Annotated in this window: 9 protein-coding genes; 6 read left to right on the top strand and 3 right to left on the bottom strand. The window is 60.4% G+C overall.

The features are described from left to right. Positions 1–5: 5 nt before the first annotated feature. On the top strand, positions 6–1,526 hold the full coding sequence (locus tag I6F38_RS01260) for a lipopolysaccharide biosynthesis protein (RefSeq protein ID WP_225158748.1): 1,521 nt from the start codon (positions 6–8) through the stop codon (positions 1,524–1,526). Positions 1,527–1,541: 15 nt separating this feature from the next. Then, positions 1,542–2,030 carry a hypothetical protein gene (locus I6F38_RS01255; protein ID WP_225158747.1) on the top strand — a complete coding sequence of 163 codons (489 nt, stop codon included), beginning with the start codon at positions 1,542–1,544 and terminating at the stop codon, positions 2,028–2,030. Positions 2,031–2,047: 17 nt separating this feature from the next. Here the strand turns inward: I6F38_RS01255 and I6F38_RS01250 are convergent, their stop codons facing one another. Both I6F38_RS01250 and I6F38_RS01245 read right to left on the bottom strand, forming a co-directional pair. Continuing rightward, a complete protein-coding gene (locus I6F38_RS01250; protein WP_225158746.1) occupies positions 2,048–3,565 on the bottom strand; it encodes a hypothetical protein in 1,518 nt (505 codons plus the stop codon). 139 nt (positions 3,566–3,704) lie between these two features. After that, positions 3,705–4,838 (bottom strand): glycosyltransferase, encoded by a 1,134-nt coding sequence (locus tag I6F38_RS01245; RefSeq protein ID WP_225158745.1) that lies wholly within the window; start codon positions 4,836–4,838, stop codon positions 3,705–3,707. Positions 4,839–5,401: 563 nt separating this feature from the next. Between I6F38_RS01245 and wecB the strand changes: the two genes are divergently transcribed. Genes wecB through I6F38_RS01225 form a run of 4 tightly spaced genes read left to right on the top strand, consistent with a single transcriptional unit; the run spans position 5,402 to position 10,818 of the window. Continuing rightward, entirely contained in the window at positions 5,402–6,619 is a 1,218-nt protein-coding gene (wecB, locus tag I6F38_RS01240; protein WP_225158744.1) for a UDP-N-acetylglucosamine 2-epimerase (non-hydrolyzing), read from the top strand. Positions 6,620–6,631: 12 nt separating this feature from the next. Further along, positions 6,632–8,839, top strand: a complete 2,208-nt coding sequence (locus tag I6F38_RS01235; RefSeq protein WP_225158743.1) for an AAA family ATPase — start codon at positions 6,632–6,634, stop codon at positions 8,837–8,839. A gap of 4 nt (positions 8,840–8,843) precedes the next feature. Further along, complete coding sequence (locus I6F38_RS01230) at positions 8,844–9,833, top strand: glycosyltransferase family A protein (protein ID WP_225158742.1); 990 nt, start codon at positions 8,844–8,846, stop codon at positions 9,831–9,833. 4 nt (positions 9,834–9,837) lie between these two features. Next, entirely contained in the window at positions 9,838–10,818 is a 981-nt protein-coding gene (locus tag I6F38_RS01225) for a WecB/TagA/CpsF family glycosyltransferase (protein ID WP_225158741.1), read from the top strand. A gap of 758 nt (positions 10,819–11,576) precedes the next feature. Here I6F38_RS01225 and I6F38_RS01220 read toward each other — a convergent pair. Beyond that, positions 11,577–13,142, bottom strand: coding sequence for a winged helix-turn-helix domain-containing protein (locus I6F38_RS01220; RefSeq protein WP_225158740.1), 1,566 nt, complete (start codon positions 13,140–13,142; stop codon positions 11,577–11,579). Between the last annotated feature and the right edge of the window lie 84 nt (positions 13,143–13,226).

Raw genomic sequence — 13,226 nt, 5'->3', positions numbered from 1 at the left:
GACGCGTGCATCGGAACGAACGCACCGATCAGTATTTTGCGGACAACAAGCCATATTCTGGCCTTGGCCGCAGGTCGCTGCACAGCGGCGTGGCGTTCATCGCTGCGCGCGGACTGAATATCTTCGTTCAGTTGGCCTCCACGATCGTACTGGCGCGACTGCTCGGACCGCATGATTTCGGGTTGGTGGCCATGATGCTGGCCCTGATCGGCTTTGCTCCCCTTTTCGTCGATCTCGGGATGAGCGAGGCCTCCGCCCAGCGGAGCAGCATCTCACGCGCCGAGGTCAGCACGTTGTTCTGGCTGAATGTTCTGATCGGCGTCGTGCTGGCTGTCGTGCTGGCTGCGTCCGGTCGGTGGATAGCGCGTGCCTTCGGCGAGCCATCGCTCGCGGGCATGGCGGTGGCATTGTCGGTGACCTTCCTGATGATGGCTTTGTCGACGCAGCACTATGCGTTGATGCGTCGGGCAATGCAGTTTCGCCGCATCGCGATGATCGACATATCGGCGAACATCATCGGAAGCGCGGCAGCCGTCGGAATGGCGCTTTCGGGCTGGGGCTACTGGGCGCTGATCGCCAAGCCGATCATAACGTCGGCTTTGACCGTCGTGGGAGCCTGGACCGCCTGTCGATGGATACCGGGCAGGCCCAGACTTACGCCAATGGTCAAGGAACTGCTGAGGTTCGGGCTGGGAGTGACCGGCTTCACCATGACGGATTACTTCGCTCGTTCGGCGGACAGAATCGCGATGGGGTATTTCCTCGGTGCAGGGCCGCTTGGCTATTTTCAGAACGCCTTCACGATCTACAACAACCTGCTGTCGATTCTCAGTGAGCCGCTGCACAACATCGCGGTGTCGGGACTGAGCAAGCTCCAGCACAGTGCGGCTGAACTGAAGCGCTCCTGGGAAGGCGCGTTGTCACTGCTTTGCTACTTTTCGGGGCCCGCCTTCGCCGCCCTGGCCGTGAGCGCTCATGACATCGTGATCGTGCTTCTCGGAGAGAAATGGTCTCCCGCGGGCCCCCTGCTCTGTATCCTCGCCATTCGCGGCATTGCAGACTGCATCGAGCGAACTCTCGGTTGGGTCCATGTCGCGGTCGGGCGTCCAGATCGGTGGATGCGATGGGGCATCTTCAGTGCAATCTGCCAATTGGTTGCGCTTGCAGCTGGACTGCCGTTCGGCGTGATCGGAGTGACGATCGCCTACACGGTCACCATGTTCGTGCTGTTCGTTCCAGCGCTGGTCTACGCCGGCAGGCCTGTCGGGATCACAATCGGGGACGTCCTGCGCGCGACAGCGCCGCAGACCATTGCTGCGCTGGTCGCCGTCGCGGTCGCCTTCTCGATACAGGACGCATTCCTGCAGGAATTGCCGCGGTTGCTGCGAATTCCCGTCGCGAGCGTGATCTGTGTGACGGCCTACCTGACCGTCGTGATCGGGGTCTTCAGGATCACGCGGCCACTGCAACTCGCGTGGTCGTTGCTACGCGACCTCGGCATTGTACGACTGCAAGTCAACTCCTGATCCTGGATTACGCCCATGACCTCCGTTGAGCGCTTCCTGATTAACTTGGACACGTGGCCCGCCGGGGCATTCCTGAGGATCGGCCTCGGCCTTTGCATTCTGCCGGTGTTCCGACTGCTGTCCGGCGGCGACGATCGTATCGTGGTCGTGTTGACGATGTTTCTTGCCCTGCTGCTCGCGCTTCGCCTTGTGCCGGCCGTGTGCCGACGTGTTCTTCCGTTTTCGCGCGAAGCGAAAGATCTGTGGTTCAAGCGTCGTAACCTTGGCAAGAGGTACGATTCCTACCAGTGGCAAAAGCTCTTCTGGATGGGCCTGGGCATGCTGCCCTACGCACTGATCTCTGGAGGATTGGGGCGCGGGGAAATTGTGCTGCTTGCGATCTGCACGATCGGCGGCGGAGCAGGGCTGCTGCTTTGGCGTAGGACCGGCCAGCTCAGCGTCGGTGCCGCCACTGCGAAAGCGACGAAGTTGCCGCCGGCCGCGGTCGCGTCGACGCCGCCCTAGGACCGGGCCGCCCTACATTACGGGAGCTTGCGGCATTCGGTGAACCTGTCGCCGTCCGGCGTTTCCGCCCTATCGAGGCAATGGGCCTTATCGGTAACCTTGCCGGCTACGACAAAGTCGTAGGCCTGGTTTTTGAAGACCAGCACGTAACGGCCGGGTGAGAGGACGAGATCGGGGTTCACTGGCTGCAGCTCGACCATCTCGCGGCTTTCAGGGACCGGCGCTACGGTCAGGTCGACGGAAACGGACCGGATCGCCCAGGCATCGTTGGCCATAGCGACTGCCGGTGACGACGGTGTTCGTGCGACCTGGGCGAGAATGCGCAATTGCGCGTTGTCGGGCGCGCTTGTCATAAGCTCGCGCTGATACGCGACAAACGAAAGCGGGCCGTGCGGCACCACAACGGTGCCCGGCTTCGTGGTCAATACCGACACGGCGATCCGGCTGTCGGGAAGGCGGATGTTCATCGGCTCGAGCCGGATCATCCGCCCGTTGCTTGACGCAAAAATCCCATATGTCGTCGGCAGTGAACGTGCGGGTGGTGCGGGCGCGGCTGCTTCGATCGGAGCACGATGTACGAACGTGGCAATTGCCGGTTTCAGCTTGCGTCTGCTTTGCGGTGGCGACTGAACGGGTGTCGCGTTCGAATGGCTGACAACCTGGGGTGTTGTATTGAACACGGATGCAACATTGCCCCGCATGAGCATTCCGGTGCCAATCGCCAGCAGAACCGCTGTCGGAGCAAGGAACCACACAAAGTTGCGCACTTTCCATTCGCTGGTGATGGAACGTCGGTCTCGCGGCGAGCTCTGAAGTTCTTCCGCGATCAGCTTGTCGATCAGTATGATCTGCTGTTCCTGCACCGCGACGCTCGCCTCGGCAATGCTGGTGTGCACGGGCGGTTGCACTGCTGGACGGATTGACGCCGGCGGCACCGAGTTCGGACGTGGGTCCGCGGCCGGACTGAATCCCTCTCCTTCATCTGCTTCAGGCGTGTACGAGGCTACCGCTGAGCCGGCATGCGAGTCCGGTGGCGCTGGCTGCGTGTGGTTGTCGGATTCCTCCGCTGAAACATCGATTGGATCGGCCGCAGGGGAGCCGGACCCGTCGTCTGGTCCGGCATCAGGCGGAGCCACATTTGTCCGGCGGCCGATGTTCTCCGCGGCCTCATTCAGGCGCCGACTGACCTCATCCTGCGGGAGCACAATCGGCTGCAGGGGTTGCTCCAGGTCAGGGAGCGGATGAGCCTCATTCGTCGGTCCGCCGTTCGGCAAGCTCGGATTGTCGCCGAGGATCGTCGGTTGCTTGTCGGTCGGACTGTCTGGCGGCGGCTCGGCGGGATTTCGTTCCGGATTTACGGGCTCGCGCAGGCGGGCTTCGACGAATTGCGTCCAGGCGCCACGCCGTCGCAGAGGTGCAGCAAGCCTGTCTGCCTGACGTGGCAAGGGCGGCGCATTGAGGATGGCCGCCTGAGCCGAGGGGAGCTGACTGGAGCGTTTCATGCCTGGATACGCAGCTTGACGTTTGTCCGCCATTGCGGACGTTCGCGACACCCTGGCGATCATATGAAAAGGATCGCCTACCTGCTGGCATGTAGCAGCCGCCGCTTAACAGGCCGTTAACCATAAACGGCGGAAACGCCGCAGTGCTCCGCACCACGCGAGGGCGACGATTTCAGGCGGCCGCTGGCAGCTCAAAGGATCCGGCGATCTGGCGCAGACGGTTGGCTCGTGCGCGCATCTGATCGGTATGAGCAATACCGAGGATGTCGAATACCGCCTGTATGCGGTAGAGCCAATCGTGCCTCAGTGCGGCTTCCCGGACGTTTGCGTTCTGAACCGCTCGCAGTCGCGCCGGGTCTGCGTCCAGCGCTTCGAGGATCTGGCAAATGTCCGGCGAATCGAAGGGTACATGAATGACCGCATCGGGCCAGTCGAACTGCCGTGCAAACTCTTCGGTGCGTGGCGCCTCGCCAACCATCACTGCTCCGGCTGCAGCGCCTTCATAGAAGCGAGCGGAAATCTCGTCACGGCCAGCCGTAAACTCCGGGTTGTTGACGTGACTGCGATTGGCAATGAAATAGCGGCTGCGCTGGAGGATATTCGCAATCATGATGCGGTGCTCCTCCGGATTGTCGACCCGGAACGTCCTTTCCTTTCGGTTCGAACCGCTCGCCGCCACAGTGTCGTAGTAGTAGAAGAGGCGCTCTCTCTCGGCGCCGGCCAGCAACGCGGCGTGGGTCGTCGCCGAACGACGCCCGATGTTGCACACAGCGATCGATCGCTGCTGCTCGGGTTTCGGCGCGAACCGCTCAACGTCGACCGCCAGCGGCAGATAGCTGCACGGTCGACCTGCTATTCGCGCAATCTGCGGTGCGCAGTGATGCAGGCCGACGAATATATGATCAAATCCGGACAGGAGCTCGACCAGATACTCCGGGATGTCGTCTGCCCAGACTTCAGTGATGAAGCATGCGGCCTTGCGACACCGTTTGCGCCAGTCGGGAATCGCGGCGAGCGAGTGAAGTTGATACGCATTGCTGAAGATCGGGAAGAACAGCTCGTAATCGCATTGCAGCCGCAGTTGCGGCGGGGAGGGTGCCAGCACACCTGCCAGTTTGGTCGATCCCGATGCAAGGCGCGTCCACTTGTAGACCCGTCGCGAGAACTCCAGTGCAGCACGATCTCGAACATCGAACCGATCGGCGCGCGTCATCGCCGCCAAATTGTCCTCGAACTCATAGCTGAGGCAAAATGCGACAAGATCGGAAATCCGACGCTGCGAGAGGAGTAAAACCTTGCCTTCCACGAGGCGCTGCCTCCGACCTATCAAACGCCGGAAAATGCCGGCCACACCACTTCCGGAATCCCTCGACCAGGAGCGAGTTGCGTGCTGATCGTCGTCACGAACGGCGCCAATCAACGCAAGTCCATACGCTATTTAATCTTGTTTTGTCCAAGTTTTCCCGAAATTGGATAATGCGAGCCTGTCATTGGAGTTCATTGCACGCATGGGCATTCTCGCCGAGCCGTTGCGAATGCAAGCACGAGGATGCATCGACAAATGCGCGTTAACCTGGAGAAGTTAAATCTGGAACTCGCTGACAGTTGCGAAGAAGGTCAGCGGACAACGATTGAGTGCGCGTTAACCCGAAAAAGTTAAATCTGGAACCGCCTGACAACAACCGGCTTCGATGATGCGCAACGCGCTCTGCGGCAATCGCGAGAATTAGCTATAAATTTCATTTAACATGCGCCGAGCCCACGTTGGCGATGAACGCGTCGGGAAAATCCGGTAGCGTGCCGCATCATTTCGACACGGCAAGAATATTCAACACGGAAAATTTTTGAACACAGGCGGCGTCGGGCTTCATGCGTATTCTTAGCGTATTTGGTACTCGTCCAGAGGCGATCAAAATGGCACCGCTTGTGCTGGCGCTGGGCGAAGCAGAAGGAATTGAAACGCGCGTCTGCGTGACGGGCCAGCATCGTCAGATGCTCGATGATGTGATGTCGGCGTTCTCGTTGAAGGCTGACTACGACCTGAACATCATGCGGCCGAACCAGTCGTTGAGCGAAGTGTTCAGTGCGGTCATGACCGGAATCGATCCGATCATCGCCGACTACAATCCGGACTACGTTCTTGTGCAGGGCGACACCGCAACCAGTACGGCGGCTGCACTTGCCGCCTTCTTCCGGTCGGTCAGTGTCGGGCACGTCGAGGCGGGATTGCGAACCGGCAATCTCATGAGCCCGTGGCCGGAGGAAGCCAATCGGCGGGTCACTGCGGTCGTTACGACGAGGCATTATGCGCCGACGTCGCGTGCGCGTTCAGCCCTGCTGAAGGAAGGCTATCCGCCGGACGCCGTGATTGTCACCGGCAATACCGTGATCGACGGGCTGCTCCGTATGGCTTCAAATATCTCTCAACCAGGCGAGCTTCGCCGGTCGCTTGAAGCGAAATACTTATGGCTCGATACCTCGAAGCGGCTCATCCTCGTGACCGGACACCGGCGCGAGAGCTTTGGATCCGGGTTCCGGCAAATTTGCGAGGCATTGAAAACGATCAGTCGGCGGGACGACATTCAGATCGTGTATCCCGTTCATCTCAATCCGAACGTGCGCGGGCCGGTATTTGATCATCTGCGCGATGCGTCGAATATCTTCCTGATCGAACCCCTGAACTATCCCGAGTTCGTCTACCTCATGACGCGTTCGTATCTCATCCTCACGGATTCCGGTGGAATTCAGGAGGAGGCGCCGGCGCTTCGGAAGCCCGTGCTTGTCATGCGAGATACCAGCGAGCGCATGGAGGCCGTTGACGCCGGCGTCGCTCGCCTGGTCACCACCGACCCGGCTCGCATTGTTGCAGGCGTCGAGCGCCTGCTCGATGTGCCAGCGGAGCACGAAGCCATGTCTCTCGGTGCCAATCCGTTCGGTGACGGGCGCGCCAGCAAACTGATCGTGCATGATCTTCTGAATGTCCGTCGGCCGAAACATCCAGCTGATGGCATAGCGAGCGTCAATCTTTTGTCGAATGCCGAGATGCATACGAAACCGCCGTCGCCGATTCCCCAACCGGCCCACTGATCAAACGAAGCCATGGACACCAGAACCAATCAATTGGTTATTCAGGAATACGGCCAGCCGCTTGCGGAAGACTATGGTCCGCCTGCGGCGGGCCGTCCCGCTTTCGGCTTGTGGGACATTGTCGACGTTCTGCGCCGCGAATGGCGGTTGCCCGTTATCGGGCTGTTGATTGGGCTGGCGGTTGCCGTGGCTTCCGTTGTGGTCATGAAGGCGCCCTACAAGAGCAGTGCACGCATCCTCATCGATCGAAGTCTCAATCGTTATCTGCAGACGAACAAGATCGTAGATCAGCCGACGATGGATGAAGTGGAGGTCGGCAGTCAGCTCTACGTACTGTCATCAGACAGGGTCCTGCTTCCGGTTATTCGCTCGCTGGGTCTGGCCAGTGATGGCGAGTTTGCCGGGCGATCTGCACTTGGCAGCGCCACAGACGGGAACTCCAGCACGGCGGAAGCCACTGCAGCCGCTGAACGAGCGGCGCTCGAATCTCTGCTGAAGCGGGTGACTGTTGCACGTGAGGATGTCGCGAACGTTATCAACGTAACGGTCGAGTCGCAGAGCGCGGAGAAGGCCGCGAAGATCGCCAACGGAATCGTGGATAGCTATCTCGCGTCCTTGCAGGACGCAAAGCTGCAATCAACGCAGAAGGTGAGTAAGTGGCTGCAGGAGCGGCTGATCGAGCTGAAGAAGCAGGTGGCCGACGCTGACAAGGCGCTGCAGGACTTCAAGACGGCTAACAATCTCAGCAGCACTGGCGCTCAGGATACCGAGCTCCTGGCAAGTCTGAATACCCAGCTGATGAATGCCAAGTTCGCGGCAGTCGAAGCAAAGGAGCGCCTCGACCGGATCAAGCGGACAGAGGCAAACGGGATTCCGTCGGCCGTGTCGACGGACGCGCTATTCAACGACAAGCGAGCGGCAGTCATCAACTTCGCGCTCAACAACAGCGAACTTGCGCGTCTCCGCACGCAAAAGCGCGACCTTGCGTCTCGGCTTGCGGAGATGGAAGCTCGCGTCGGTCGCAAGCACGCGGCTGTCGTCAAGCTTCGTGCGCAGCTCAACAGCGTTGACGCCGCCATTCGGTCCGACGAGGGGCGCATTACCGATTCCTACGCCAGCGAATACGAAGTCGCTAGGGCACGACAGACTGAACTCGAAGACACCGCCGCGAAGCTTTCCGCGGAAACCGGAAGCCAGCTGCGCGAACTCGAGAGCGCTGCCGAGGCGCTGCGCAATCTCTATAGCGGATTCCTGCAAAAGCATAAGGAGATCGAGGCGGCGCAGGCGGAGACGCTTCCGGCCCAAAGTGCGCAGATCATCACGAGAGCAGTGCCGCCGCTGACAAAGAGTTCCAAGAAAACCCTCATCGTGGCGGCAGGCAGTATTTTTCTCGGTCTGTTTCTCGGCATAGGCTCTGCCTTCGGACGTGAATGGATGGCGGATGTGTTCCGTACACCCAAGGCCGTCGAACAGGTGACCGAGACGCGGTGCATCGGACTGCCCTTCGTCTATGCTGGTCAATTGCCAATCGAGGAGCATGTCCTTGCTGCCCCCTTCTCGCGATTCGCGGAGGGTCTTCGCAATGTGAAGGCGATGCTCGACCGTTCACCCGCCTCGACCGGCGCCAAGGTCATCGGTGTCGTGTCGGCGGTTTCGAAAGAGGGAAAGACTGTCGTTGCCGCCAACCTTGCTGCGCTCATATTGTCGTCCTCCGGAGCGCGCACGCTGCTGATCGATGCCGACCTTCATCTCCGGAATCTCACGACTGCACTGTCCCCCGATGCGAAGGTTGGGCTTTTCGAAGCGCTGGAAGATCCGTCCCGTCTTGGCGAGTTTGTTTGCAAGCGACCGCATTCGGGGCTGGATGTCCTGCCGAATGCCTGCGCGCTTCGGATTCCCAACGCTGCTGAACTCCTGGGCTCGCGGGAAATGGAAAACCTGCTCGCCGTCGCACGGAAGTCCTATGACTACATTGTGGTGGAGGTGGCGCCGATCATGTCGGTCGTCGATGCAAGGCTGATCGAGCGCTTCATCGATGAGTTCGTCTTCGTTGTGGAATGCGGTCAGACCAAGCGCACGAGCGTGCTCGAAGCCTTGTCGGTAACGCAGCTCATCCGTGAGCGCGTGTCGACCATTGTGCTCAACCAGATCGATCCCGTCGAGCTCAGAACCATCGAGGCAAGAAATGGCGTCAGGTCCGAAGGATATTACCGGGAGTAGACCTGTGGACGAGCTTGACAGTCGCGCTTCAAGTGTTCCGCACAGCGCCACGCCGCGCAGGTATGTGCTGATTTCGCCCTGCCGCGATGAGGGAGCCTATCTCCGCCGCACGCTGGACAGCGTGGCTGCACAGTCGGTGCCGCCAGCGCTGTGGATCGTCGTTGACGATGGATCCACCGACGATACGCCACGGATTCTGGAAGAGTATGTGGCGCGGTTGCCTTATCTGCGCGTCGTGCGCCGCCATGACCGAGGCCATCGGCGGGTAGGGCCCGGCGTGATTGAGGCGTTTTATGATGGTCTCGATCAAGTGTCGCTCGGCGACTTCGGCTATTTGTGCAAGCTTGATATGGATCTCGACCTGCCGCCTCGCTACTTCGAACTGCTGATGCAGCGAATGGAGGATAATCCACGTATCGGGACGACCTCAGGCAAACCCTGGTTCGTCCATCCCCAAACTGGCGATCTCGTGCCCGAAATCTGCGGCGACGAAATGTCGGTTGGAATGACGAAATTCTATCGGGTTGAGTGCTTCGAGCAGATCGGGGGATTCGTGCGACAAGTCATGTGGGATGGCATCGATTGCCACCGCGCCAGAATGCTGGGCTGGATCGCGGAGAGCGTCGATTCAGAGCCAATCCGGTTCGTCCACCTTCGTCCGCAGGGGGCCAGCCAGAAGAGCATCTGGGCAGGCAGAATTCGTGCTGGCTTCGGTCAGTATTTCATGGGCACTTCGCCGTTTTACTATCTGGCGGTGGCGGCTTCCCGTCTTCGCGCGCACCCAATGTTCATCGGCAGCATCGCGATGCTTTGGGGTTACTTCAGCAGCTGGGCAAAGGGTTTGCCGCGCTATAATGACCCCGAGTTCAGACGTTTTCTTCGTACGTATCAGCACGCGTGCCTGAGACTGGGTAAACGAGCTGCCACGGCTCGCCTGGACGCCGAGCAAGTGGCTCGGTGGCAAGCCAGTCGGCAATCGCCGCAGGGGAGTTGAGCAGATGAAGCAACACGCGAGCCTATTGGGCGTCGAATTTGATGCGGTTACGCTCGATCAGGCGGCGCAGCGCTGTGTCGATATCTGTCTCCGCTCGAACAGTTCTCACGTCGTGATGACGATCAATGCGTCGCATCTCTGCATGATGCGGCGAGACGTGGCGTTGGCGCACGCATGTTCCGCGGCCGATATGACGGTGGCGGACGGTATGCCGGTGGTTTGGGCAATACGAGCGTCAGGTCAACGCATGCCGGAACGCGTGGCCGGCATCGATCTGATGGAAGGACTTTTAAGGGGGGCCGCGTCCAACGGACTTTGTGTCTATTTTCTAGGGGCGCACCAGCAAGTCGTCGAAAAGCTCGTGCGCGTCTGCGAGGCGCGCTTTCCGCAGCTGACGATCGCTGGTTTTCGGAACGGCTACTTCGGTCCGGACGAGCACGAAATTATCGTCGATGAGATACGAGCCAGCGGCGCTCACATTCTCTTTATCGGCTTGCCGTCCCCGTTCAAGGAGGTGTGGAGCGAACGCTATCGGGATCGGCTGCAAGTTCCCGTCATTCTGGGGGTCGGCGGCAGCTTCGACGTCTTGGCCGGCTTTATCAGGCGCGCTCCTCGGCTATTCCAATCGCTCGGTCTCGAGTGGTTCTGGCGCCTGATGATGGAGCCGCGCAAGTTATGGCGGCGATATCTTTCCACCAACAGCGAGTTCATCTGGCTGGCGCTCCGCGAAGTGGTGGCGCGCAGGGCGTACGCCGCCCGTCCGGGAAGAGCGATCGCCGGATCGGCAAGCGTGGTGCGGAGAGACGACCGAAAAGTGGGTACGGAACGCAGGGTAGCTGATCGGCGAATTCTTGTCAGGCGAAGGAGCAACGTGCGGGATTCGCAGCTTCCGATGCCCGATCGCCGGCGCGGCATAGAGCGACGTATCTCAGAGCGTCGGGCACGGGCGGCTAATGCTCTCAAGGGTATCGAGGTGAGCGCCTGATGTATCGGCTGACCAACCAGGATCACTGATCCAAGCAGGCGGCTAGGCGATTCGCTTCATGGCGCAAGCGCGGGAAGCATCAAAGTGATTAAACCGCCAAGCAGTACCGATTCCTTCGGGTACGATAACGCAGACCAACCCATAGTCGTTAAGCTAAAGCCTGATGTGTACGTATTTGGGTATGAGTTCTGCCACGTTCTGCAAACGCTGATCAAACACGGCTGCGTGCCCGCCGAGCTCATCTATGAGGACGGAGGGGCGCTCATCCTTATTTTTGATCCCAATGAGAAGAAAGCGGAACTATGGTCAGGATGGTGGAGGTGCGACAAACCCGACATTTACTCCATCATTGAACCAGAGCATCGCGGGCTCGTGAATCAAATATTCGAAACCTCAGACGCCTTCATGGAGTTTTCCAATGCTCGATCTCCTCAGATTGAGCTGATCCCAGGCCAGATCCAAAAGATTCAAAGATCGGGGGCTGCGGTTTTTCGCGGAGACGCTCCCCTTCGTCCTCGACCTCTATAAAGAGCTGCTTCCGCACAGCGCGCATTGGAGGCGTTTTTCTGAGTGTTGGGAATGGCGGCAGCGCTCCCCCGCTACCACGGGCTACGAATCTCGCCACGCCAAGCGTCGATCCTCCACCATTGCACAATCCGGACCGCAGCGGCGGCTCAGAAATTTGAGGTTGAAGCAAGCCGAGGCGGAGCACTGCTGTCGGTCAATTTCGAACAGCCTGTTGTGACCCTCGCTACGGCTCAGCCGGATAGGCCGGCCTTGCGCAAGCCGTCGAGGAAGTGCTCGCGTTCGGCAGAAATTCTGTACCTTTCGGCCCGTGCTCGAACGAGATCGAGGGAGTTCGCCGGCGGCGTTGCGCCGTTCGCGCTCATTTCTCGACAACGTTCCGTGACGAACGCTTCGGCTTCGGATCGCGCTTCGCTGAGCCGACCCATCTGCGCATAACAGGCGGCAAGCAGACTGTGCGACCAGCGGTCGGGGGATCGCGCCTCCATCAGCGTCTTGACTGCTTCATCGTACTGGCGCCCCGAATAGAGCGCGAGCGCGTGGTACCAGTGGTACAGATTGGGCGGGAAGGGATTCAGTCGTTTGGCCGCACCGATCCATGTGAGGGCCTCTCGCCACCGTCCCCAGTAGACCAGAATGTTCGCGAAAACGGCGGCGACGTCGGCGTCGTTTGGATTGAGCGCGAGAGCCCGGCTGAAATGGATTTCGGCCTTGGCGTCCTCGCGACGCAGGAACAGCAATTGCGCGAAGACGCCATGGGCCCAGGCGTCGCCGCCGTCGATGTCGAGCGCGGTCTCGATCTCGCTCAACGCGTCGTCGAGCTTCGCCGTGCCGGGCGATTCGAGAAACACGTCGCAGACGATCGTCCAGGCAATGTTGACGTGAGCGCGGGCATATTGCGGATCGAGCGCGACGGCGTCCCGGAAAAACTGCCTGGCTTCCGCCATGCCCTTCACGGTCAATTGACGCCACCGCTCGTTGCCCAGCAGAACCAGGTCATAGGCGGTGATGCTCGGGGTCGGCTTGCGTCTGGCGATCTCGCGGCCGGCGTCCTCGAGCCGGCCCGGAAGGGCTGCGACGATTGCGCGGACGATCTCGTCCTGCAGGGCGAAGACGTCCTCGAGTTCGCGGTCGTAGCGCTCGGTCCAGAGATTGTAACCGCTCGCGCCATCGAGAAGCTGGACGGTCACCCGCATCCGGCTGCCGATCTTGCGCACGCTACCTTCGGCCACGTACCTGACGCCGAGCTCGCGGCCGACCTGCTTGATCTCGGGCGTCTTGCCCTTGTAGGCGAAGCTGGAGTGGCGGGCGACAACGAACAGCGAGCGGAAGCGCGACAGTTCGGCGATGATGTCTGCCGTTATTCCATCGGAAAAATATTCCTGCGCGGGATCGCCGCTGAGATTCAAGAACGGCAGCACTGCAAGCGACGGCCCATCGGGCACTGTTATTGCCGGCGAGGTGGGCAGGCCGGCGCCGGATTCGGCGGCGACCAGTGGCCCGACATAGCGGTAGCCGCGGCGCGGCAGGGTCTCGATCCAGGTCGCACCGCCCTCGACGTCGGCAAATACCCGCCGCAGAGCGGCGATCTGCACCGTCAGGTTGCTCTCCTCGATCGCAAGCCCCGGCCACGCCGCCTGCATCAATGTGTCCTTGGAAACCGGCGTTCCGGCCTGCTCGACAAGCAGCCGAAGCAGCGTCACCGCGCGCCGCCCGAGCGCGACCGGTTCGGACTCTCGAAACAGCATCACGGCTTCCGCGTCGAGGCGGTAGGGGCCGAATTCGTGGATCGTCGCCATGGTTCGGGAGACTACATTTTTTGCATCCTTTTCGGAACAGATTCAGGACCTCCGGGAATCCGGCGACCCGCCCCGCTGCCGCTG

Source organism: Bradyrhizobium sp. BRP56, from assembly GCF_020194035.1.
Lineage (GTDB): Bacteria > Pseudomonadota > Alphaproteobacteria > Rhizobiales > Xanthobacteraceae > Bradyrhizobium > Bradyrhizobium australafricanum.
The sequence above is the reverse complement of the archived record's forward strand: the minus strand, read 5'-3'. Positions and strand labels throughout refer to the sequence as shown.

What these genes read in the sequence shown, in the direction of transcription:
- wecB (WP_225158744.1), top strand. Translation starts at nt 5,402, where the DNA reads ATGCGTATTCTTAGCGTATTTGGTACTCGTCCAGAGGCGATCAAAATG.
- I6F38_RS01250 (WP_225158746.1), bottom strand. Translation starts at nt 3,565, where the DNA reads ATGGCGGACAAACGTCAAGCTGCGTATCCAGGCATGAAACGCTCCAGT.
- I6F38_RS01255 (WP_225158747.1), top strand. Translation starts at nt 1,542, where the DNA reads ATGACCTCCGTTGAGCGCTTCCTGATTAACTTGGACACGTGGCCCGCC.
- I6F38_RS01220 (WP_225158740.1), bottom strand. Translation starts at nt 13,142, where the DNA reads ATGGCGACGATCCACGAATTCGGCCCCTACCGCCTCGACGCGGAAGCC.
- I6F38_RS01225 (WP_225158741.1), top strand. Translation starts at nt 9,838, where the DNA reads ATGAAGCAACACGCGAGCCTATTGGGCGTCGAATTTGATGCGGTTACG.
- I6F38_RS01235 (WP_225158743.1), top strand. Translation starts at nt 6,632, where the DNA reads ATGGACACCAGAACCAATCAATTGGTTATTCAGGAATACGGCCAGCCG.